This window comes from Paenimyroides aestuarii (genome assembly GCF_024628805.1).
In the GTDB taxonomy this organism is placed as follows: domain Bacteria; phylum Bacteroidota; class Bacteroidia; order Flavobacteriales; family Flavobacteriaceae; genus Flavobacterium; species Flavobacterium aestuarii_A.
The window spans coordinates 215,691-238,744 of sequence record NZ_CP102382.1; the positions used below are offsets into that span (position 1 = coordinate 215,691).

The window sequence follows — 23,054 nt, forward strand, 5'->3', positions numbered from 1 at the left end:
TTTATTTTTAAAGAAAAAAAACACGGTTTTGTTTGAAGCTTTACACATTTTAAAAAAACATTGGAACCACGATGCTTTTCGCTTTCCGCAAGAAGAAATCATAGAATCGGTGGTTCAGGGAAACGATACGCTTGCACTACTACCAACTGGCGGTGGCAAAAGTATTTGTTTTCAAATTCCAGCCTTAATGACCGATGGTATTTGCTTGGTGATTTCACCTTTAATTGCGTTGATTGAAGATCAAATCAATCAATTAAAAGACCGCAATATCAAAGCACTTTCTATTTCAGGAAACCTATCTACCGAAGAAATTTCAAACTTGTTGGATAATTCGCTTTATGGAAACTTCAAATTTCTGTATATAGCACCCGAACGCTTAAAAAATGAATGGATTTTAAGCCGAATCATTCAATTGCCTATAAATTTGGTAGCGATAGACGAAGCACACTGTATTTCGCAATGGGGACACGATTTTCGTCCTGCATATTTAGAAATTGGCAAGTTAAAAGAATGGTTGCCCAATGTGCCGTTTATTGCTTTAACGGCTTCGGCCAACAAACGTGTGCAAGATGATATCATTAACAGTCTTCATTTGGTGAATCCGCAAACGTTTAAAAAATCATTTTTGCGGAATGAATTGCATTATGGCGTTTATCAACAAGAAAGCACCGAAGAAATAATGTTTCAAATTTTAAAAAAATCAAATGCACCCGCAATTGTTTATGTGAAAAGCAGAAAAGCAACGGTTGAAGTGGCAGAAAATTTGAAATCATACGGTATTGCTGCCGATTTTTTTCACGGAGGTTTGGATTTTAAATCAAAAAAAGAAAAGTTAAACCAATGGATTAGCGAAAAAACCTTGGTGATGGTGGCTACGAATGCTTTTGGAATGGGGATTGATAAGCCCAACGTGCGCAATGTGATTCATTTGCATATTCCCGATAATTTAGAAAGTTACTATCAAGAAGCCGGACGTGCCGGACGTGATGGCGAAAAAGCTTTTGCCACATTAATCTTAAACAATTACAGCGTTACCGAAGCCACTAATTTTCATCTGCACAACCACTTAGAAACCGACTTTGTAAAGCTGGTATATAAACGCTTTGTAAACCAATTTCAAATTGCTTATGGCGAAGGTTTTAACGAAACCATTCGTTTTAATTTTAAAGATTTTTGTAAGAAACACAATTTACCCGTAAGCAAAACCTTTCATGCATTTGCTTTTTTAGATCGACAATCGGTTCTTACTTTTGAGCAGCATTTTAAATATAAAAATTACATACATTTTTTGTTAAATTCTGAAGATGCCATTGCATATTTTAGTAATCATTCTATCGAAGAAATTATCTTTTTAAGTATTTTGCACCATTACCGCGGCATACACGAAAGCGACACCTTTATAGACATTGATGTATTGGCAAAACACACCAAAATACCCAACCAAAAAATTATTGAAATTATTGACTCTTGGGTTTTAAAAGGATTTTGCACCTTTACACAAGCCCCAAATGATACAAATATTGTTTTAAACGAAATTCGTGAAGATGATATCACTATTAACCGAGTGGCAAAAAATTTGGTGCAGTTTAACAATGTAAAAGACATGCAGTTCAAAGCAATGCTACATTATGTAACCAATCAATCGGTTTGTAAAAACAAAATCTTATTAGATTATTTCGATGAGCTATATACCGATGATTGCGGTAAATGTTCGGTTTGTATTCAAAAGAAAAACAGCGCAGAGGATGTGCTTTCACAAATAAAAAATCAATTAAAAAACCATCCAAAAGGTCATGTTTTTGAATTGAGCGAATTAAAAAGTCGTTATTTAAACCAAACAAGTTACTTGGCGCAAGCCTTAACCGAATTAATTGAAGAAAACCAATTTATTTATCAAAACGCAACCTATATTAAATTATAATGAATAAACTACGAATTGTTTTCATGGGAACGCCCGACTTTGCCGTGGGAATTTTAGATACAATCTACAAAAACAATTACGAAATTGCAGCTGTGGTTACAGCACCAGACAAACCAGCAGGTCGCGGTCAAAAACTGCATCAATCTGCCGTAAAAATATATGCCGAGCAAAATAACTTAAAAGTTTTGCAACCCACCAACCTAAAATCAGAAACTTTTCTTGCAGAATTGGCCGCATTAAACGCCAACTTGCAAATAGTGGTAGCTTTTAGAATGTTGCCAAAAGCCGTTTGGGCAATGCCCGAATTTGGCACGTTTAATTTACACGCATCTTTACTTCCCGATTACCGCGGAGCCGCACCCATAAATTGGGCAATTATCAACGGAGAAGAAAAAACAGGTGTAACTACATTTTTTATTGATGAAAAGATAGACACAGGTGCTATAATCCTAAAAAAAGAAGCATATATTGCACCAGATGAAACCGCCGGAGCATTGCACGACAAATTGATGCATTTAGGTGCAGACGCAGTCATTGAAACCTTAAAGTTAATAGAAAACAACAATGCCACCACCACACTGCAACCTGCAGAAGACACAAAAACGGCGTATAAGCTTAACCGAGAAAATTGTAAAATAAACTTTAATAAGGAAAGCAAACAGGTTTACAATTTAATTCGGGGGTTAAATCCCTATCCTTCTGCTTATACCATTTTGATAGATCATGAAAACGAATGGAATGTTAAATTACACGATGTATCTTATCGAACCGAAAAACACAATCACCAACCCGGAAGTTTTATCACTACGAAAAAAACAATAGAAATTGCTACTATTGATGGATTCATCGAAGTTTTGTCGTTGCAATTTCCAGGAAAAAAGAAAATGAAAACAACAGAATTGCTCAATGGAATGCAATTTTCAGAGCAAGCAAAGTGTAATTAAGGCCATTTAATAGCTTTTTTCCGCTATTTTTCTCACTTTTTTACAAAAAAAAGTTGTATAAATGAATTTAACTTTTAAATTTGTATATGTTAAGATTAACTCAATAAAAAAAAATTATTATGAACAAAACACAATTAATCGACGCGATTGCAGAAGATGCAGGAATTAGCAAAACAGCAGCTAAATCAGCTTTAGAATCATTTTTAAAAAATGTTGGTGAAACATTAACTAAAGGAGAAAAAATTTCTTTAGTAGGTTTTGGATCTTGGTCTGTTTCTGAAAGAGCAGAAAGAGAAGGTAGAAATCCACAAACTGGAAAATCAATTAAAATTGCTGCTAAAAAAGTAGTTAAATTTAAAGCTGGTGCTGATTTAGACGGAGCTGTAAACACACCTGTTAAAGCTGCAGCGAAAAAGAAAAAATAATTTTTTTCTTTTTGGATAATTAAAAACCACCTGAAAAGTGTGGTTTTTTTTATTTTTTTTTTACTTTTAAATAAAAAAGTAAATTATGAAACAGTTAACCCCCACTAAAGGAAAGTTATTAATAGCTGATTCTTCGGTTTTATTAGACACCGTTTTTAGTAGAACCGTTTTATTATTAGCTGAACACAATGCAAAAGGAAGTGTAGGATTTATTCTGAACAAGCCTTTGAATTTAACATTACAAGATGTGATACCTGAAGCCTCGGTAAATTTCAGAATTTTCAGTGGTGGTCCGGTAGAACAAGACAATTTATACTTTATACACACCATTCCTTCATTAATACCAAACAGTATCGAAATTAAAGACGGTATTTTTTGGGGGGGCGATTATGAAATATTGTTTGAACTTTTAAAAGAAAACAAAGTTTCGCAAAAAGACATTCGCTTTTTCTTAGGATACAGTGGCTGGGAAGAAAACCAATTGCAAGAAGAAGTACAGCAAAAAGCTTGGACCTGTGTAGAAAACCAATTCACCAATCATTTACTAGAAAAAACACCTTCTAAATTATGGAAAGAATTAATGATTGATTTGGGCGATGAATTTATCATTTGGGCAAATGCACCCGAAGATCCCGTTATGAATTGAACCTAACTAAGGCATTTAATTTTACCAATAAATTATTTGCAACAGTTTGATCAAACTTCTTTTTTCGGTATTGCGTTACCGATTGGATACCTACGGCAATGTTGGTTATAAACATTTCATCTGCTTTTTGTAACTCAAAAGGAGAAATAGACCGCTCTTCAAAAAGTAATTCCTCTGATTTTTTAATAATTTCAATCATCTTTTTGCGGATAATTCCATTTTTACATCCATCGCTGATTGGAGGTGTCACCACCGTATTATTTGTAATTAAAAAAACATTTCCATTGGTGGCTTCCACCACATTTTTTTCATCATTAATCAACAAACAGTTTTCGTAACCATTTTCTTTCGCGAAAATACTTGCGGTGATATTCACCAAACAACTGGTTGTTTTTAAAGAACTTAACAAATGTTTTGATATGTAAAAATCTTTAAAAAGTTCCACTTCGTATTTTTCAAGCTTATTTGTATAGATGGTCGCAGCGGGTTCAGCCACAATTACAAAACCTACGGTTCTTTGCTCTGGTAAATACTTCCCGCTTCCGTTTCTAAAAACAGTTAAGCGCACACGAGCGTGGGTTAAATTTAAGGCAGTGGTGGTTTTTATGATTTGACTTTCCATGTATTCCAATGTAAAATCGAGTGGAATTTCCATACGCAGAATTCGCATCGAAGCCATTAGTCTAAAATAATGATCTTCTAGAAAAAGAATCTTTCCGTCTAAAACCTTTAATGTTTCAAAAACCGCATCTGCATATAAAAAACCGCGGTTTTGTTCAATATGTTCGTTAGACTGACCTACTAAATCTCCATTAAAATTAATCATAAAAAAAGCTCTGAAATTCAGAGCAAATATAAGGCTTTAATTATGCAGACCCTAATACTTTTTTCAAATCTGCAATTTGGTTGTTCCATAATTGCGTTTGATCTTTCACTTCGCTTTCCTCTGCGAAATCGGTTACCATTAAAGTTACATCTTTAGTAAGCTCATCTAGAACAATACGAAGTTCAAAGAAATATTCTGTATCGGCACCTTCTTCATCCAACCAACGAAATTTTACTTTTTCATCGGTTTTTTTTGTGACCAATTTTGCTTTTTCTTCGCTATCTTCCCAAATAAAAGTAAACAATTCACCTCGCGAGTTCACGTCATCTGCAAACCACTCTGTAAGCCCCGAAGGAGTTGAAATATATTGATACAACAATTGCGGGGAAGCTGTTATGGGGTATTCAATCTCAAACTTTGTTTTCATAGTTTATTTTTTTTGCGAAATATATAAAAAATAAAACTATTAGCAAATTTTTTTGGAATTAATTGAATGAAATTACTTGTAGAAATTTACTTATTCCCATTTTTTTAATGTTGAAGATTTTTAGTTGGTTTTAATTAGTAAAACGACAAACAAAGTCGCATCTTATTTATATTTTTACAACAAAAAATGTTTACAATCTCTCAAATATTAGTCCTTGTTCTTTTTGTAATATCGCTTATTTTGATCTATAAAAATATTCAGTTAAAGAAAACAAGCGGTGCAAAAGAGCAAATGATTCATGAATTAGAAAACAACCACTCTTTACTTCTTTTCAAAAACAGCGAACTTACTGATAAATGTGAAATGCTATTAAAAGAAATGGAAGTGCTGCAAGAGCAAAACAAATTAATGACTCATGAAAACTTTGATGCCAAAACGACTAACCGGGTATTAAAAGAAAAAATGGATTTTCAAAAAGCTGAAATTGCGCATTTACATAAGCAAACAACATTGCAGTTTGAACACATTGCCCAAAAGTTATTGGAAGAAAAAGCAGAACGATTTACAAAAACCAACCAAGAGAATATTGATGCTGTTCTTAAACCATTAAATGAAAACATAGAACGCTTTAAAAAACAAGTAGAAGAAACATATGAAAAAGAATCGAAGATTCGCTTTTCTTTAGACGAACGTATAAAAGAATTGATGTTTCAAACCAATAAAATCAGTACCGAAGCTAACAATTTGGCGAACGCACTAAAAACTAATCATAAAAAACAAGGAGATTGGGGCGAAGTGATTTTAGAAAATATTTTACAACAGTCTGGGCTTTGCAAAAACAGAGAATACCGTGTGCAACACAATTTGGTTATGGAAGGAAAAAATGTACGCCCCGATATTATTATTGATTTACCTGATCAAAAATCAATTGTGATTGATTCGAAAGTTTCATTAAATGCTTATGATGCCTATTGCCAGACTGAAAATGCAGATGAGCAGACTATCCATTTGAATAACCATTTAAAGGCGTTGCGCATACATATTGAAGAATTGAGTAATAAAAATTATCAAAATCTCGTAAGTGGTTTAGATTTCACTATGATGTTTATACCAATTGAGCCTGCATATTTACTAGCGATACAGCAAGACAGTAACCTTTGGAACGATGCTTACAAAAAACGCATTTTATTGATTAGTCCTACAAACTTAATTGCTTGTTTAAAGTTGATTTCGGATTTATGGAATAGAGACAAACAAGACAAATCGGCACAAAAAATTGTAAAACAAGCCGAAAAAATTTATGAAAAAACGGTTCTTTTTACAAAAAGTTTCGAACAGGTTGGCAAACAAATTCAACAGGCACAAGACGCATACTTAAAAGCACAAAATCAGTTAAGAGAAGGTAGAGGAAATATTTTGTCGCAAACAAATCATTTGTTAAAGTATGGAATTTCGCCTAAAAATATTCTGAATGATTTTAACGATGAAGAGGACGTAAGTCTGTAAATGTATTTAAGGAATTATACACAAATTAGAAAAAGTTCCTATAATATTATTTAATTTTTGATTTTCTGCCTTTTGAAAGGTTCCATAAATATTTGCTTCAAGTAAATGACAACTTTCTCTTAAAAATTCAATTTCATCGGTCTTCAACAACAATTGAAATCTAGAAACTTTAGAACCATTTAAAAATTCATTATACCTTGCTTGATTAGCATAAATGAATACTTTAGAATCATCAAAAACTAACAGACCTTTAATTGTTAAATATTTTCCTTGATATTTATCTTGTTTATTAATTAATTTATCAAAGTTTGTTGTTACTAAGTTAAGATTAAGAAAATGTTCGTATTTGGCATTGTGTATATGATATGGTTTAATCCTTTGCGAATAACTGTTGATACTGCTCAAGAATACCAATAGGTATAATGTGAAATATTTAAACATAAAGAAGAATTAAATTTAAAATAAAAAATACTGCTTTTTTTATAAGCAGTATTTTTCATTCATAAACTATACGTGTAACGCTCTGTTGTCTGTTGCAGCTAAGGCTGCTTCTTTAATAGCCTCTGCAAACGTTGGGTGTGCATGCGACATACGAGAAATATCTTCTGCCGACGCTCGGTATTCCATTGCTACAACTGCTTCTGCAATTAAATCGGCTGCACGGGCACCCACTATATGAAATCCTAAAATTTCATCGGTTGTTTTATCCGCCAAGATCTTTACGAATCCGTCTAAATCAGAAGATGCACGTGCGCGACCTAATGCTTTAAAAGGAAACTGTCCCACTTTGTATTCTTTGTTTTCTGCTTTTAATTGCTCTTCTGTTTTACCAACAGCGGCAACCTCTGGCCAAGTATAAACAACACCTGGAATTAAATTATAATCGATATGCGGTTTTTGTCCTGCCAATTGCTCCGCAACCAAAACACCTTCTTCTTCTGCTTTGTGAGCTAACATGGCACCACGAACCACATCACCAATCGCATAAATATTTGAAACGGAAGTTTGTAAATGATTGTTTACTTCTATTTGACCTCTTTCGGTTAACTTCACTCCGGCTTTATCTGCATTTAATCCATCGGTGTACGGACGACGACCAACACAAATCAATGCGTAATCACCCTCTAAAGCAATCACTTCGTTTTTAGCATTTAAAGCTTCCACCAAAACAGCATCGCCGTTTCTTTCTACTTTTTGAACTTTGTGCGAAGTGTAGAATTTCAATCCTGCTTTCTTCAACACTTTTGTCAATTCTTTAGAAACTGCTCCGTCCATAGTAGGCAACACACGGTCTGCATATTCTATAACAGAAACTTGAGCTCCTAAACGCAAATAAACCTGACCTAATTCTAACCCGATAACTCCACCACCAATAATGATTAAGTGTTTAGGAATTTCTTTTAACTTTAAAGCTTCGGTAGAAGTAATAATGCGCTCTTTATCGATAGAAATAAAAGGTAAAGAAGACGGTTTAGATCCTGTTGCGATGATGGTGTTTTTAGCCGAAATCTGCTCAACAGAACCATCGTTTTTTGTTACATTAATTGTAGTTGCATTTTCAAAAGATCCAACACCTTCAAAAACAGTGATGTTGTTTTTATCCATTAAAAATTTAACGCCGCCACAAGTTTGATCAACAACAGCTTGTTTACGTGCAATCATTTTTTGTAAATCGATTTTAACGTCACCAGGCAATTCAATACCGTGATCTGCAAAATGTTTCATTTCATCAACGTGGTGCGATGATGCCAACAAGGCTTTAGAAGGAATACAGCCTACATTTAAGCAAGTACCTCCTAAAGTTGGGTATTTTTCAATGATTGCAGTTTTCATTCCTAATTGTGCGCAACGAATTGCTGAAACATATCCGCCCGGACCTGAACCTATTACAACTACGTCAAATGAATTCATATTTTATATTTTTTAGTGTAAAATTAAAAGTTGTACAAAAGTACGATTTATTATTGTGAAATAAGCATTTACGAAGTGGTGAATGCTGCTATTTTTTTTAAAGTTTATGCATATTTTCAGCTAACGTTTCAATAAACTTTCCAATGGGTCCTTTAATCATCATAGCCATCATTGGGTTGAAATCGCCCTCAAAAAACAACTGTACGTTGGTTTCTTCTGTGGCTTTTTCGTCTAATTTGGCAATTAATGTAAAAGGTAATTTGCTACTAGCGGCTCCTAAAACAACTTCTGTATTAGGCGTAGCACTTTTTTTTACCAGCTTAATATCGGGCATTCCTTTTAGAGCAAATTCAAAGCAGTTTTCGTCTATTACTTCAAACTTTGCTCTATTTTCAGGCATTAACTTCTCGAAATTTTTAATATCGCTTAAAGCATCAAACAAATACGCTGATGATTTTTGAACAGTTACTATCGGACTTTCTAAATTCATAATTTATATTTTTTTAAACTCCCCAAACAGAAGGGTCTTTACTCCAATCACTCAAAGTAGCAACTTCTTCTTGTGAGATATATTTTTTCTCTACTGCCGCTTTTAACAACGTTGGATAATTGCTTAATGTAACCAATTGTATGTCTGCGTTTTTAAAATTTTCGGTAGCCACATCAAATCCGTAGGTAAAAATCGCTGCCATTCCCAAAATCTGTGCATTGGCATTGCGCAACGCATCAACTGCTTGCAAACTGCTTTTACCAGTGCTTATTAAATCCTCAACCACAACTACTGTTTTACCTGCTTCAAATTGTCCTTCGATTTGGTTCTGGCGCCCGTGTTTTTTCGGTTCCGGACGAACGTAAACAAAAGGAAGCTCTAAAGCTTCGGCAACCAACAAACCAATGCCAATGGCACCAGTTGCCACACCTGCAATATAGTCGGGTTTACCAAATTTTTCTACAATATTTGCAGCAAATTCGTTTTTTAAAAATTTTCTAATTTCTGGAAATGAAAGAGTTATGCGATTATCGCAATAAATTGGCGATTTCCATCCTGAAGCCCATGTAAAAGGATTTTTAGGATTTAATTTAATTGCGTTTATTTGTAAAAGCAATTCGGCCGTTTTCTGTGCTGTATTGTCGTTAAAAATCATATTACAAATGTATAAAGTTTTTATTAATGATAAGCCACTTTTTTTAACAAGTACGTTAGAAAAAGAACGCAACTTTAAATATTATTTGCTTGAAACCATTGACCTACAAAAGTTAATTGCTCAATATTTTAGTGGTGAAGTTACAAATGCTTACTTATATCATCCTTGCGAAGAACAGTTAATGAAACTTTTTAAGGATAAAATTACAGTGAACAAAGCAGGTGGCGGTTTGGTTGAAAATGATAAGAAACAGGTTTTGTTTATTTTTCGCAACGGCAAATGGGATTTACCAAAGGGTGGTATCGAAAAAAATGAAACTATTGAACAAACTTCTATCAGAGAGGTGGAAGAAGAAACTGGTTGCAAAAATTTAAAAATAAACAAACGATTAGAAAAAACTTTTCACATTTTTAAGCGAAATGGCGAATACCGTTTAAAAATCACCTACTGGTTTTCAATGCGTACTACCTACGTTGGTGAACTGCACGGACAGATTGAAGAGGGCATTGAAAAAGTGGTTTGGGTTGATAAAAAAGACATTCCAGATTTGCTTAAAAACTCGTACCAAAACATTAAATTGTTGTTTAATGATACGGTTTATGACCAAACTGTTTTAGAAAAAGAAAAAGGAATCATTTAAGATTCCTTTTTCTATTCCTCCATTTTAGATGAAAGTTCAAACCAGCGTTCTTCTTTTTCTTCTAAAGTTTCAATTATTTTTTGCAATTCCAAGCCTTTTGAAATCATTTCTTCATCGGAAACAGTTCCATTAGAAAAACTTTCTTCTATTTGCTTTTTTTGATATTCTAAATCTTTTATTTCTCGTTCAATTTTAGAAAACTCTTTCTGTTCGTTAAAGCTTAAACCCAATTTTTTAGGCTGATTCTCTTTCCAATTAACTTTTTCCTTAGAAACCTCTTCTTTGGCAGGTTCTGCAGAATCTTCATAAATCCTGAAATCGGAATAATTGCCGGGAAAATCTTCGATTTCGCCTTCGCCTCTAAACACAAACAAATGATCCACAATTTTATCCATAAAATAACGGTCGTGCGAAACTACAAGCAAACATCCGGGATAATCTAACAAAAAGTTTTCTAATACGTTTAAGGTAACAATATCCAGATCATTCGTAGGTTCATCGAGAATCAAGAAGTTTGGATTTTGAATTAAAACAGTACATAAATACAACCGCTTTAATTCACCACCACTTAATTTTTCTACAAAATCGTGCTGTTTTTTTCTATCAAACAAAAATCGTTCTAACAATTGCCCTGCCGAAATGGTTCTTCCCTTAGTCAGTGGGATATGCTCGCCGTATTCTTTAATGATATCGATGACTTTTTGTTCGGGTTTTGGATTGATACCGCTTTGCGTGTAATATCCCACTTTAATGGTATCGCCAATAACCACCTTGCCAGAATCGGGTTGGATTGTTTGGGTTAAAATATTTAAAAAAGTAGATTTTCCGGTTCCGTTTTTACCAATAATGCCGATGCGTTCGCCCCTATTAAAAAGATAATCGAAGTTTTTTAGAATGATTTTATCGTTAAAAGCTAAAGAAACATTGTGCATTTCAATAACTTTAGACCCCATTCGCTCCATATTGATTTCTAATTCTAACTGATGTTCTTTTCGGCGCGAATGTGCTTTTTCTTTAATAACGTAGAAATCGTCTTGTCGAGATTTTGACTTGGTGGTGCGTGCTTTTGGCTGACGGCGCATCCAATCCAACTCTTTCACAAATAGATTTTTGGCTTTATCGATCGATGCATTTTCCGATGCAATACGCTCTTCTTTTTTCTGTAAATAGTACGAATAATTCCCTTTATATTGATATATTTTTCCGTTGTCTAATTCAATGATTTCATTACATACACGCTCTAAAAAGAAACGGTCGTGGGTAACCATAAACAAGGTAATGTTTTCTTTGGCGAAGTAATCTTCTAACCATTCAATCATTTCCAAATCCAGATGGTTGGTGGGCTCGTCTAAAATCAGTAAATCGGGTTTATTGATTAGAACAATTGCCAATGCCAAGCGTTTCTTTTGCCCACCCGACATGTTTTTAACTTTCATCTTTAAATCTTCTAGTTTCAATTTAAAGAGAATTTGTTTGTATTGTGTTTCAAAATCCCACGCATTGAACCGATCCATTTGATCAAACGCCAATTGGTATTCCTCTTGGTCGTCCATGTTTTCCAATGCCTTTTCGTAACGTTCAATAACTTTAAGAATTTCGTTATCAGATGCAAAAATGCTTTCTTCAATGGTTAATTGGTCTTGCAAATCAGGGTCTTGCGACAAAAACTCCATACGGATTCCTTTCCGTATCACCACCTGACCGGTATCGGGAAAATCCAATCCATTGATAATGCTTAATATGGTCGATTTTCCAGTTCCGTTCTTGGCAACAAATGCAATTTTTTGGTCTTTGTTGATACCAAACGATACGCCTTCAAAAAGCGTGCGCGCTCCGAATGATTTTGATATATTTTCTACTGAAAGATAATTCATGATTTATTTCTTGAGGCACAAAAATACGGTTTTTGAACGTAATTTTGATTACGAATCACGCAATATAAACAAAACCCGCTTCAAATCTGTAGCGGGTTTCTTGTATTAAGGTTACATATTTCTGCGGTATTGACCGCCTACTTTAAATAAAGCGTCGGTTATCTGACCTAATGAACATACTTTGGCAGCATCCATCAAAGCTTCAAAAATATTTTGGTTTGAGCATAATTAATGATTTTGCATTTCATTTTTTTCCTTCTTATAATTTGAATCAATAAGTGCAATTATGTTATTTAAAGAAACTTTTATTTTTTCAGAGTTTGTTTTTTTTGATAGCAATTCTGCTTTAGATTTCATTGCATTAAAATCTGATTCGGGATATAAGTTAATAAGTTTTGGAAAATAATTATCAATTCCTTGAGCCAATTTTGATTTTCCCGCTTCACTAAACGCATCTTCGTTATTAATTTCATCTAGATAAATAAGATAATTTTTTATTAATGTGTTAACGTTCGAATTTATATTACTTTTTACTCTAGGCGCGTTTGGATCATCTGCACTTTCCTCTACTTGCTCATTTCCTAATTTAAAATATTTAAGTTGAAGTTCTAAACCAAAATGCCACACAGCTAACATTTCATCTTCATACAAATACTGATCTTTTCTATCTAATACATTATAAATAGTAGTCATATTTTTCCATTCATTGAAAAACTTTTCGGCAATTTCATTTCTGTGTTTAAGTCCTAATTCATTGTCTTCTAGTACGATATTAAAATTTTGCTTATCGGTTAGTTTCTCAACTATGATTTTGGTATTGGGATCATCGAATGTTGGTAACATATCATCTTTTTCGTAACCATAATTAAGCTCTCTAACAACTTTATTATAATCATTTATATCCCAATATCTCTTATCTGTGGGAAAAACATTATTTTCTTTATTACAACTCAAAACAGTTAAAACAACTAAAGCTAGAGTTAAATTTTTAATACCTTTCATGGAAATTAATTTTTGGTTTTTTGTATTCTGTTAATAAATTTAGTAAACTATCAACTACTATTTCATATTTTTTCTGTTCACTTAAAACATAGCTATGGAAAGTATTGTAATCATATTCCTTTTGAAATGCTCTTTCGTCCTTTCCAACTTGTTCGATAATTTGTTTTATTTTTCTTTTATCAAATCTATCTAATTTATGTATCTTTTCTTTAGCTTTCCTTACATATAATTCTGTAATTTTAATATGATACTTTTCATGCTGTAAAAGCTCTTTACTGTTTGTATTCTGATTATAAACAAATGATCTAGATGGATGAAAAAGAGATTGAATTGTTACCGAATTATCTTCAATTTTATAATCAATTGATGTTACAACATATGCAAATCTCTCATTCCCATATAATGTCTTTTTAAAAAATTCAATTCCTCTAAAATTTTTAAATGTAATCTGTTCATATTTATCAAAAGTCAAAGGCTTTTCATAGTTTAGAAAATTTGTGTGGCTTATAATGATAAAACCTATTAATCCTAAAATAAGAGTCGTAAAAAAAACTTTTTTATACAAAATAATCTTCATCGTATTTTCATTAAATTTCTCAACTAAAGCATCACAATGTTACAATAAAACAATATATAAAATTGAATATTTTATCGCTTTGCAATTATAGAAATTTTGATATATTTTCTACTGAGAGATAATTCATGATTTATTTCTTGAGGCACAAAAATACGGTTTTTGAATGTAATTTTGATTACGAATCACGCAATATAAACAAAACCCGCTTCAAATATGGAGCGGGTTTCTTGTATTAAGGTTACATATTTCTGCGGTATTGACCGCCTACTTTAAATAAAGCATCGGTTATCTGACCTAATGAACATACTTTGGCAGCATCCATCAAAGCTTCAAAAATATTTTGGTTTTGTATAGCAACTTCTTGTATTCTTGCCAATTCTTCTGTTGCTTTTTGTGCTTTTGCTTTGTGAAGATTTTCTTTAGTTTTAATTTGAAACTGTTTTTCATCTTCGGTTGCACGAATTACTTCTGCCGGAACAACTGTTTTTGATCCTGTTGAACTTAAAAAAGTGTTTACCCCAATGATTGGGAAATCGCCATTGTGTTTCAACGTTTCATAATACAATGATTCTTCTTGAATTTTAGAGCGTTGATACATGGTTTCCATTGCTCCCAACACACCGCCACGTTCTGTAATACGATCAAACTCTGCCAAAACCGCCTCTTCCACCAAATCGGTTAATTCTTCAATAATGAATGATCCTTGTATTGGATTTTCGTTTTTCGCCAATCCTAATTCTTTATTAATAATCAACTGAATTGCCATTGCTCTGCGCACCGACTCTTCGGTTGGCGTTGTAATAGCTTCATCGTACGCATTGGTGTGCAACGAGTTACAGTTGTCATAAATTGCATACAATGCTTGTAATGTTGTACGAATATCGTTAAAATCTATTTCTTGTGCGTGCAACGATCTACCCGATGTTTGAATGTGGTATTTCAACATCTGTGCACGTTCGTTAGCTCCATATTTTTGTTTTAAGGCTTTTGCCCAGATTCTACGTGCCACACGACCTATTACGGAATACTCCGGATCGATACCATTCGAGAAAAAGAATGATAAGTTGGGGCCGAATGCATTAATATCCATTCCTCTTGACAAATAATATTCTACATAAGTGAAACCATTTGCCAATGTAAAAGCCAATTGCGTCACCGGATTTGCACCTGCTTCGGCAATATGATAGCCCGAAATGGAAACCGAATAAAAATTACGAACATTTTTTTCAATGAAATATTCCTGCACATCGCCCATTAAACGCAATGCAAATTCGGTGGAGAAAATACACGTGTTTTGTGCTTGATCTTCTTTTAAAATATCTGCCTGAACCGTTCCACGAACTTGTGCCAAGGTGTTCTTTTTAATTTCAGCATATACATCAGCCGGTAAAACCTGATCGCCTGTTACACCCAATAGCATCAAACCTAAACCATCGTTTCCTTCCGGCAAATCGCCATTGTATCTTGGTCTTTCTAAGCCATTGTCTTCGTAAATTGCTTTTATTTTTGCTTCAATTTCTGCTTCTAAACCATTTTCTTTAATGTATTTTTCACAGTTTTGATCGATTGCGGCATTCATAAAAAAGCCTAACAACATAGGCGCTGGTCCGTTGATGGTCATAGAAACCGATGTTGCCGGGTGTGATAAATCGAAACCAGAATACAATTTTTTCGCATCATCTAAACAACAAATCGAAACTCCTGCATTACCAATTTTTCCGTAAATATCGGGTCTAAAACCTGGGTCATTTCCGTATAAAGTTACCGAATCAAAAGCGGTTGACAACCTTTTAGCAGGCATTCCTTTTGATACATAGTGGAAACGACGATTGGTACGCTCCGGACCGCCTTCACCAGCAAACATACGTGTTGGGTCTTCGCCTTCTCGCTTAAACGGATACAAGCCTGATGTAAATGGAAATTCTCCTGGTACATTTTCTTGCAACACCCAGCGTAAAATATCGCCCCAAGCTTCGTATTTTGGTAAAGCAATTTTAGGAATTTGTAAGTGTGATAACGATTCGGAATGTGTTTGAATTTTAATTTCTTTATCGCGAACTTTGAATGAATAAATCGGATTTTTATACTTGTTTACTTTTTCGTCCCAAGTAGTGATTACTTCCCAATTGTATGGATTTAAATCGCGTTTTAATTTATCAAATTCGGCTAATAAAAGTTTTGATAAATCTTCATTTTGCATTCCTGAAATTTCAATTCCATGCTGTGTTAGAATAGGTAATTTACCCGAAACTGTTTCAATGGTTTTAAAGATTCCGTATAATTTTTGAGCAACTTCTTTTTGTGAAAGTGTTTTGTTATCGTAAGCTCTGTTGTTTTCTGCAATTTCAGACAAATAACGGATACGAGCTGGTGGAATTACAAAGATTTTCTCAGACATTTCCTTTGTAATTTCAAAAGTAGATTTTAAATCTGCACCGGTTTTTTCCACCACTTTATCAATGATTGATTGATACAATTGATTGGTTCCTGGATCGTTGAACTGTGAAGCTATTGTTCCAAAAACCGGCATTTCATCAGGATTCACATCCCACAAATTATGATTGCGTTGGTATTGTTTTTTTACATCACGCAAGGCATCTAATGCGCCACGTTTATCGAATTTATTAATGGCTACGATATCTGCAAAATCCAACATGTCGATTTTTTCTAACTGTGTAGCTGCACCAAATTCAGGTGTCATAATATACAATGAAGCATCAGAATGATCCAAAATCTCGGTATCAGATTGTCCAATCCCTGATGTTTCTAATATAATTAAATCATACTGTGCTGCTTTTAAAACCTGAATGGCTTCTTCTACATATTTTGAAAGTGCCAAATTGGATTGACGTGTAGCCAATGAACGCATATACACACGCGGATTATTGATAGAATTCATACGAATACGATCGCCCAACAAAGCACCGCCGGTTTTCTTTTTAGATGGATCTACTGAAACCAACGCTATGGTTTTTTCAGGAAAATCAATCAAAAATCTGCGCACGATTTCATCAACCATCGACGATTTACCTGCACCACCTGTCCCTGTAATTCCTAAAACGGGTGCCGATTTGTTTTCAACTTTATTAAAATCGAAAACTTTTAAAAAGTCTTCCTCGCGGTTCTCTGCCAATGAAATTAATCGGGCAATTGTAGTAATATCTTTGTCTTTTAACGATTGATAGATGTCTTTCCCCGCAGGAATTTGGAGTGAACCTGTTGGGAAATCGGCTTTTTGCACCATATCGTTAATCATGCCTTGTAACCCCAACTCACGACCATCGTCTGGCGAATAAATACGTGTAATACCATAATCCATCAACTCTTTAATTTCAGTTGGAAGTATTACGCCGCCGCCGCCGCCAACTATTTTTATATGACCTGCTCCTTTTTCTTGAAGCAAATCATACATATACTTAAAATATTCATTGTGTCCACCTTGATAAGAAGTCATGGCAATAGCATTTGCATCTTCTTGAATAGCAGTGTTCACCACGTCTTCAACCGATTTATCATGACCTAAGTGAATTACTTCACAGCCAGTAGCTTGAATAATTCGGCGCATAATGTTTATTGCTGCATCGTGCCCATCAAACAAAGCAGCAGCTGTAACGATACGAACTTTGTTTATAGGTGTATATATTTTTTGTTCCATTATTGATTTTATTTCGACTTCGCAAGATACATCTTTTACAGATTATATAAAAAAGATATGCGAAAATTATTCGTTTATAAAAAAAGAGGAAGCTTTCGCTTCCTCTTTTTTGGTTGTTATTTACAAGTGGTTATCGTTTCAACGAGAAGTGACCTGTAACTTCTTTTGTTAATCCTGTTTTTGGATCTACATACTCTGCTTTAAACCAGTAGTCGGTTGATGGCATTGGTTTTCCGTTAAAGGTTCCGTCCCAGCCTTCGCTTGCTCCACTTAATTGTTTAATCAGTTTTCCAAAACGGTCAAAGATGTATATTTTGGCATTTGGCTGATTCTTTAACGACCAAATGTTCCAAGTATCGTTGTAACCGTCGTTGTTTGGTGTAAAGTATTTTGGATAATCCATCACGTTGATTACTTTACTTGCCTCACATGGTTGTCCTTGAATACGTACATAAACTGTGTGCTCACCCGGCGTTACATCTAAAAAGATATTCGAATCTTGCCATGGACCGTTGTCTAATTTATACTCTAATTGTACGCCCGGACCTGCATAAGCCATTACTTCGATTGCGTTGGTATCACCAAAGCTATCTGTTAGCTTCACTTCGTCGATTGTTACGCTTGGCGCTTCATTTACTACTGCCGTGCGTGTAGTGCTACATCCGTTTGGACCGGTTACCACTACTCGGTAAGTACCACCGCGTTTTACATATAATCGCCCGCCGTCGTTTAACACGTCTGCTACAGTTGGCGTTAAAGGTTGCCCATCACGTGTCCAAACAAGGGTATAACCCGTATCTTCTTGAATTCCTGTTTCTAGGTAATGTCCACTGATAATCGAAGATTGGTCACGGTATTCGTAACATACTACTCCGTTTTCTAATGGTAAAACTTCCGGTGCGTCTTTTAATCGAACCGTAAAGGTTACACTTGCACTACATACTAAATTCGTATTGGTGTATTTTACTACTGCTCTTATTACTTCCCCATCGAAAACTTGTACGCTGTTTTTGTTTACAATGGTGCCATCCCAACGCTCATACTGTACAAATACATCTGCTGCTGCTGGTTGGTTGCCAATAATCTCTGCGTCTAATCCGCTTAAATCTACTATCGATACTCCATCGTTTTCAAAATCGGTTTCACAGAATTCTGTATCACTCGCTGCAAAGGCATATACTGCTTGCTCAATTTGGATAAAGAAGGTAGATATATTAAAACATCCTGTTTCACTGTTTTCTACACGAACCCAGATTTGCTGACGATCTAAGGTAGTGTTTTCATAGGTATATGGCAATGGGTTTACATTGTCTTCTGCATTTTCCTCGGTAGCAAAATATCTTACGATATGCGTTGCTGGATCTTGCGTACCCAAGGCTTGCGCATCTTTATCGCGTAGGTTGAACTTTGTGCTACGCGTTGGGTTATCCATACATGCTGCCAAAGTTGTCATTGGTCCTACTGTTGGCCATGGGTGTACCACCAAATCTAAAACAACAACCACATAACAACGTTGGTTTGTATCTGTGAAACTGTTTTCTACACGTACATAAACTTGTGATGTACCAGTAAAGAAATTACTTGGTGTACCTATTAAGCTTAAAGGATCTTGTGTATGAGCACCTATCTCTGAAGCATAATACGTATAGGTATAATTACCAAAATTACCGATACTTGCTTCTGCATCTCTTAAATCAAAGGTTGCCATACCTGTATTAAACGTATCTTCACACAATTCCAATGGTGTTGGTGTATAGTTCGGTTCAGGTACTGGTAACACGCGTAATGTTAAGGTAGTTACACTTCTACAACCGTATTGGTTCTCCACGCCGATATAAATGGTTTGTGGGTTTACCGTATTATAGAACTTGCTTGGATTTGCGATTTTGTTGAAATCGTTCTCTGCTGCTTGCTGGGTTAGGTAATAATTGATTACTGTTCCAAATGGTGGCTGACCGCCAAACAATTCATATTCGCGGATGGTTAAATCAAACTCGCGCAATCCATCGTTTATTTGATCGGTATCACATAATACGATTGGCAATGGCTGCTGTAACACAAATGGTGCAACTACCTCTATTTGGAAACTCATCACACGTGCACAACCACCTGGTTTTGATGTATCTTCTATACGAACCCATATTGTTTGTGGGTTTACTGTATTTTGGAACTGTGTAGGGTTTACAATCCAATTCGTATTACTATTAGCCAATGCTTGGGTAGTAAAGTAAACGGATTTGGTAGGTTCCTTGAGCTGTTTGTGCCGCTAATAATGCCGCATTTTGCTCGGTTAAATCAAATATGCTTAATTGATCTTGAGTGCTTCCTAACACGTCACATTCCACCAATTTTGGTAAACTCGCAGGTAATTTTGGTGGAACTACCAATTGGAAGGCAATTGGATATACAGAGAAACAACCGGATACCGGATCGTTTACGCGGATCCAAATCGTTGAGTTTCCTGGCGTTAAATTGTTATAGGCTACCGGGTTCGATATATTATTTATATTGTTCATGGCATCAGACTCGGTTTCGAAAAACTGGAATCCGTAGTTTTGACCCGTAGCATCTATCAATGCTTTTCCGTATAAGTAAATGTTAATGGTACCAAAACCTGAATCGCTACATATTATGTAAGGTGTACTTGGTACGGCAATAACAGGGTTGGCTTTTACTTCTAAATTCATAGTGCTTACTACAAAACATCCGGTACTTGCGTTAAATACGCGTACATAGATGGTTTGTACGTTGGCAGATACATTTTGGTATTGGTTTGCCAATGGGTTTACCCCAGTTTGCGCATCAATGTTGTTGTAATGGAAACTTACATCTAAACCTTGTTGCGTACCGATGATTCCTGCTTTTAAGCTTGCTAAATCAAACACTTCAAAACCATCGCCATTGGTATCACATTTTGTAACCGTTGGTAACGGATTGGCTACAACCGGCATAGCTACCAATTCAATATTGATGCGGCTTACTACGAAACAGCCTGTGGTGTTATCGGTTACACGTACATAAACTACTGTTGATACATTGGTTGAAAAATTGGTTGGGTTGCCTATTGCTCCCGTATTTGCCATTGCTGCGGCTGAACTTATATGGTAGCTTACTGTATAGTTAGCAGCGTTTAAACCGGTTAACATTTCTGATTCTTTGCTGCGTAAGTTTACTGTTTCTACACCATCATTATTAATGTCACAAACCTGAAGACCTCGAATTGGGGTAATGGCAGGGGTTTTGTTTACGATTAACACCAAAGGAACCGTGTTATAACAGCTAGAGTTGGTAAACCCTACGCGCACATAAATCGTTTGTTGGTCTTTTACTTTATTGATGTAAGCGCCGGTATTGAAGATGGCATTGGCATTAGCATCTGCATCTCCTTGGGTTTCGTGGAAAGTAACTACCGAATTAGCCGGCATTGGGTTTCCTGCGATTAATACGCGGGTTACATCTAAGTTAAACTCTCCAAATCCATCATTGTTTAAATCACAATATGTTAATGGTGCAATGCTGTTAGCTACTGGAGTGTTGATGATTTGTAACTGCAAAGGAACTACCGTGAAACAGTCGCCATCTAAATTGCGTACACGCACATAAATGGTTCCCGCTGCTCCGGTGTAATTTACAGGTAACATTAAAGCGGTGTTGCCTAATAATGCATCTTGCTGCGTGCTGTAAAACTCTAAAGACACACCTAGTGGACTAACAGGTACGGTGCTATAAGCTAAATTTAAATCGAAATTTGCTAAACCTGTATTTCCGTTTTCACATGCTGTGATTGGTAAAACTGTGGTTTGGATTAACGGTAATAAGTTTCTATATAAATAGAAAGAAGTTACTCCAAATGACAATGAGTTGTTACTATCGGTTACGCGAACCCATATACGTTCACCATTTGTTCCGTTATAGGTTGCTAAACTTCCCGATGGTATCGCATTGATGCCTGTATCTGCATCGGGTTTGCTTAAATGGTAAGTTACTATATATCCTGCTGCATTGTTGTAAACAACTGGGGTTTGAACGGTTAAATCAAATGTCTGTACACTTTCACCTTCACATATCGATAAGTCCGGTAAAGGATTTAACGTTAAACTACAATTTAGTAAACTGATTGTAAATGAGGTTACATAAGGACATGGATTGTTTAACTCGTAGGCACGAACCCATATCGTTAATGAACCGACAGTACTATTTGGTAAATTATAAAAATTAGAAATTGCATTGGTATCATTCTCCGCATCTTGTTGCGTTAAATAATAACTGAATAATATATCTGGATTGCTCGTTACTCCCGTCAAAGCATCGTCTAAATTAAATCGGGTCGAAGAACCTGAACTCGGACACAATGATATATTCTGGGGCGCGGAAATCGTTACATAATCAAAAAATTCTATTCGAACGGGATCTGACACAAAATCACATAGTACATTTGGAACAAATGCAACCACATGATAATCTCCAGTTTCTGTTACCGTTAAAGTAGGACCTGTTTGACCTGGAATTTGTACACCATCTTTAAACCACTCAAAAGTAAATAAATTAGGGTCTAAACCAGCGTTTAAAGTGTAGCTATCGCCCACACATAAACCTTCGCCATTTTCAATTAAAACAGGGTTACCTAAATTTAAATTACCAATATTGAAACTTCCTCCTTCGATAAAAACAGCAGAATCAAGAGCAGAATCCCCTCTGTCTTGAATAACCATTTTGATATGATATTTAGTAAAGGGTACAACAGGAGATTCGGCCGTCATTTTAACGGTTTGTCCTCTAAAATTTATAGCACTTGTTGTACTTCCATCATTATAACTATCAAAAAACTGTTCGTTAACAGAAGGACAGTTTGCATTATGCGCTGCATCTCTAATAGTTACTACAGAAATAGGGCTTGTAGTATTGGGTACAATTGCTAGATTAGTAGTTGTACCAGCTACTGTATTCGTTAAGAAAAAAGCAAATGCATCAGAAAAATCACATTGAAAAGACCCATATTCTTCAGAAGCAAAAATAAAATTAAATTGCATTTCACTTGTAAAAGGAACAAAATCAAATTCTAAAATAGTGGCATTATGATACGCATCCGTATTACCTAATATATTATTCATGTAGGTGGTAAGTTGCAAATCATCAGGCCATGCATTCACTGTACCACTGCTTGAGCCTCCGTTTAATCCTCTTGGACCTGGACCGTCGATCGCTTTACCTGTACTTAAAATAATACCATCAGCCATATCAAAAGCGGGATTGGTATTCTGAAAATAACCAATACCATTTGATTGGTCACCTGTTGGAAAACTGCTTCCTGTTGACCAGGTGACATTTGTTATTTGGGCACAAGGTGTTTTAATTAAAACATCTTTAACCAATTGCTCTGGCGTATAGGTAGTAGTATTAACAGTAATTGGTTGGCTAAAACCTAAAACTGAAAATAACAGTAGTAAACCTACCCAAAAACTGTTTGTTCTTAAATATAATTTCTTCTTCATATTTAAAATTTCTTATTTCTAAAAGTGAAACACATACAAATATTTTTAATCTATATTTTATGC

The 23,054-nt window shown here is 35.0% G+C and carries 18 protein-coding genes; 6 read left to right on the top strand and 12 right to left on the bottom strand.

Going from position 1 to position 23,054, the window contains the following annotated elements:
• Positions 1–28: 28 nt before the first annotated feature.
• The 4 genes from NPX36_RS01020 (at position 29) to NPX36_RS01035 (ending at position 3,936) form a co-directional block, all read left to right on the top strand.
• On the top strand, positions 29–1,921 hold the full coding sequence (locus NPX36_RS01020) for a RecQ family ATP-dependent DNA helicase (protein ID WP_257499583.1): 1,893 nt from the start codon (positions 29–31) through the stop codon (positions 1,919–1,921).
• A complete protein-coding gene (gene fmt, locus NPX36_RS01025; RefSeq protein WP_257499584.1) occupies positions 1,921–2,865 on the top strand; it encodes a methionyl-tRNA formyltransferase in 945 nt (314 codons plus the stop codon). The genes NPX36_RS01020 and fmt overlap by 1 nt, the downstream gene beginning before the upstream one ends.
• A gap of 119 nt (positions 2,866–2,984) precedes the next feature.
• A complete protein-coding gene (locus NPX36_RS01030; RefSeq protein ID WP_257499585.1) occupies positions 2,985–3,290 on the top strand; it encodes an HU family DNA-binding protein in 306 nt (101 codons plus the stop codon).
• A gap of 85 nt (positions 3,291–3,375) precedes the next feature.
• Positions 3,376–3,936 carry a YqgE/AlgH family protein gene (locus tag NPX36_RS01035; protein WP_257499586.1) on the top strand — a complete coding sequence of 187 codons (561 nt, stop codon included), beginning with the start codon at positions 3,376–3,378 and terminating at the stop codon, positions 3,934–3,936.
• On the opposite strand, the gene NPX36_RS01040 is transcribed toward NPX36_RS01035, so the two are convergent.
• Together NPX36_RS01040 and NPX36_RS01045 are read right to left on the bottom strand one after the other, a co-directional pair.
• Entirely contained in the window at positions 3,926–4,762 is an 837-nt protein-coding gene (locus tag NPX36_RS01040; RefSeq protein ID WP_257499587.1) for an aminotransferase class IV, read from the bottom strand. The two genes, NPX36_RS01035 and NPX36_RS01040, sit on opposite strands and share 11 nt — an antisense overlap.
• A gap of 40 nt (positions 4,763–4,802) precedes the next feature.
• The gene (locus NPX36_RS01045; protein WP_257499588.1) at positions 4,803–5,189 is read right to left on the bottom strand and encodes an START-like domain-containing protein; all 387 of its coding nucleotides are present in this window, start codon (positions 5,187–5,189) and stop codon (positions 4,803–4,805) included.
• Positions 5,190–5,375: 186 nt separating this feature from the next.
• Between NPX36_RS01045 and NPX36_RS01050 the strand changes: the two genes are divergently transcribed.
• Positions 5,376–6,695, top strand: a complete 1,320-nt coding sequence (locus NPX36_RS01050; protein WP_257499589.1) for a DNA recombination protein RmuC — start codon at positions 5,376–5,378, stop codon at positions 6,693–6,695.
• A 6-nt stretch (positions 6,696–6,701) separates the two neighbouring features.
• On the opposite strand, the gene NPX36_RS01055 is transcribed toward NPX36_RS01050, so the two are convergent.
• The 4 genes from NPX36_RS01055 to pyrE all read right to left on the bottom strand — a co-directional run bounded on the left by NPX36_RS01055 (position 6,702) and on the right by pyrE (position 9,751).
• Positions 6,702–7,136, bottom strand: a complete 435-nt coding sequence (locus NPX36_RS01055; RefSeq protein ID WP_257499590.1) for a hypothetical protein — start codon at positions 7,134–7,136, stop codon at positions 6,702–6,704.
• A gap of 66 nt (positions 7,137–7,202) precedes the next feature.
• The gene (lpdA, locus tag NPX36_RS01060) at positions 7,203–8,606 is read right to left on the bottom strand and encodes a dihydrolipoyl dehydrogenase (protein WP_257499591.1); all 1,404 of its coding nucleotides are present in this window, start codon (positions 8,604–8,606) and stop codon (positions 7,203–7,205) included.
• 97 nt (positions 8,607–8,703) lie between these two features.
• Positions 8,704–9,096: an SRPBCC family protein gene (locus NPX36_RS01065; RefSeq protein ID WP_257499592.1), complete on the bottom strand. Its 393-nt coding sequence runs from the start codon at positions 9,094–9,096 to the stop codon at positions 8,704–8,706.
• Positions 9,097–9,109: 13 nt separating this feature from the next.
• A complete protein-coding gene (gene pyrE / locus NPX36_RS01070) occupies positions 9,110–9,751 on the bottom strand; it encodes an orotate phosphoribosyltransferase (protein ID WP_257499593.1) in 642 nt (213 codons plus the stop codon).
• Between the two features lie 7 nt (positions 9,752–9,758).
• Here pyrE and NPX36_RS01075 point away from each other — a divergent pair, with 7 nt between their 5' ends.
• A complete protein-coding gene (locus NPX36_RS01075) occupies positions 9,759–10,391 on the top strand; it encodes an NUDIX hydrolase (RefSeq protein WP_257499594.1) in 633 nt (210 codons plus the stop codon).
• A gap of 11 nt (positions 10,392–10,402) precedes the next feature.
• Here the strand turns inward: NPX36_RS01075 and NPX36_RS01080 are convergent, their stop codons facing one another.
• The 6 genes from NPX36_RS01080 to NPX36_RS01105 form a co-directional block, all read right to left on the bottom strand.
• A complete protein-coding gene (locus NPX36_RS01080; RefSeq protein ID WP_257499595.1) occupies positions 10,403–12,265 on the bottom strand; it encodes an ABC-F family ATP-binding cassette domain-containing protein in 1,863 nt (620 codons plus the stop codon).
• A gap of 228 nt (positions 12,266–12,493) precedes the next feature.
• Entirely contained in the window at positions 12,494–13,267 is a 774-nt protein-coding gene (locus tag NPX36_RS01085; protein WP_257499596.1) for a hypothetical protein, read from the bottom strand.
• Positions 13,254–13,844, bottom strand: a complete 591-nt coding sequence (locus NPX36_RS01090; protein WP_257499597.1) for a hypothetical protein — start codon at positions 13,842–13,844, stop codon at positions 13,254–13,256. The genes NPX36_RS01085 and NPX36_RS01090 overlap by 14 nt, the downstream gene beginning before the upstream one ends.
• A 238-nt stretch (positions 13,845–14,082) precedes the next feature.
• Complete coding sequence (locus tag NPX36_RS01095) at positions 14,083–17,499, bottom strand: methylmalonyl-CoA mutase family protein (protein ID WP_257499598.1); 3,417 nt, start codon at positions 17,497–17,499, stop codon at positions 14,083–14,085.
• 130 nt (positions 17,500–17,629) lie between these two features.
• Entirely contained in the window at positions 17,630–19,711 is a 2,082-nt protein-coding gene (locus NPX36_RS01100) for a T9SS type B sorting domain-containing protein (RefSeq protein WP_257499599.1), read from the bottom strand.
• On the bottom strand, positions 19,704–22,991 hold the full coding sequence (locus NPX36_RS01105) for a choice-of-anchor L domain-containing protein (protein WP_257499600.1): 3,288 nt from the start codon (positions 22,989–22,991) through the stop codon (positions 19,704–19,706). Before NPX36_RS01105 ends, NPX36_RS01100 begins: the two co-directional genes overlap by 8 nt.
• Positions 22,992–23,054: the final 63 nt, after the last annotated feature.

Coding starts and splice junctions, on each gene's coding strand:
- NPX36_RS01045 (WP_257499588.1), bottom strand. CDS start 5,189: ATGAAAACAAAGTTTGAGATTGAATACCCCATAACAGCTTCCCCGCAA.
- NPX36_RS01090 (WP_257499597.1), bottom strand. CDS start 13,844: ATGAAGATTATTTTGTATAAAAAAGTTTTTTTTACGACTCTTATTTTA.
- NPX36_RS01095 (WP_257499598.1), bottom strand. CDS start 17,499: ATGGAACAAAAAATATATACACCTATAAACAAAGTTCGTATCGTTACA.
- NPX36_RS01105 (WP_257499600.1), bottom strand. CDS start 22,991: ATGAAGAAGAAATTATATTTAAGAACAAACAGTTTTTGGGTAGGTTTA.
- NPX36_RS01055 (WP_257499590.1), bottom strand. CDS start 7,136: ATGTTTAAATATTTCACATTATACCTATTGGTATTCTTGAGCAGTATC.
- NPX36_RS01065 (WP_257499592.1), bottom strand. CDS start 9,096: ATGAATTTAGAAAGTCCGATAGTAACTGTTCAAAAATCATCAGCGTAT.
- NPX36_RS01030 (WP_257499585.1), top strand. CDS start 2,985: ATGAACAAAACACAATTAATCGACGCGATTGCAGAAGATGCAGGAATT.
- lpdA (WP_257499591.1), bottom strand. CDS start 8,606: ATGAATTCATTTGACGTAGTTGTAATAGGTTCAGGTCCGGGCGGATAT.
- NPX36_RS01085 (WP_257499596.1), bottom strand. CDS start 13,267: ATGAAAGGTATTAAAAATTTAACTCTAGCTTTAGTTGTTTTAACTGTT.
- pyrE (WP_257499593.1), bottom strand. CDS start 9,751: ATGATTTTTAACGACAATACAGCACAGAAAACGGCCGAATTGCTTTTA.
- NPX36_RS01050 (WP_257499589.1), top strand. CDS start 5,376: ATGTTTACAATCTCTCAAATATTAGTCCTTGTTCTTTTTGTAATATCG.
- NPX36_RS01040 (WP_257499587.1), bottom strand. CDS start 4,762: ATGATTAATTTTAATGGAGATTTAGTAGGTCAGTCTAACGAACATATT.
- NPX36_RS01035 (WP_257499586.1), top strand. CDS start 3,376: ATGAAACAGTTAACCCCCACTAAAGGAAAGTTATTAATAGCTGATTCT.
- fmt (WP_257499584.1), top strand. CDS start 1,921: ATGAATAAACTACGAATTGTTTTCATGGGAACGCCCGACTTTGCCGTG.
- NPX36_RS01075 (WP_257499594.1), top strand. CDS start 9,759: ATGTATAAAGTTTTTATTAATGATAAGCCACTTTTTTTAACAAGTACG.
- NPX36_RS01080 (WP_257499595.1), bottom strand. CDS start 12,265: ATGAATTATCTTTCAGTAGAAAATATATCAAAATCATTCGGAGCGCGC.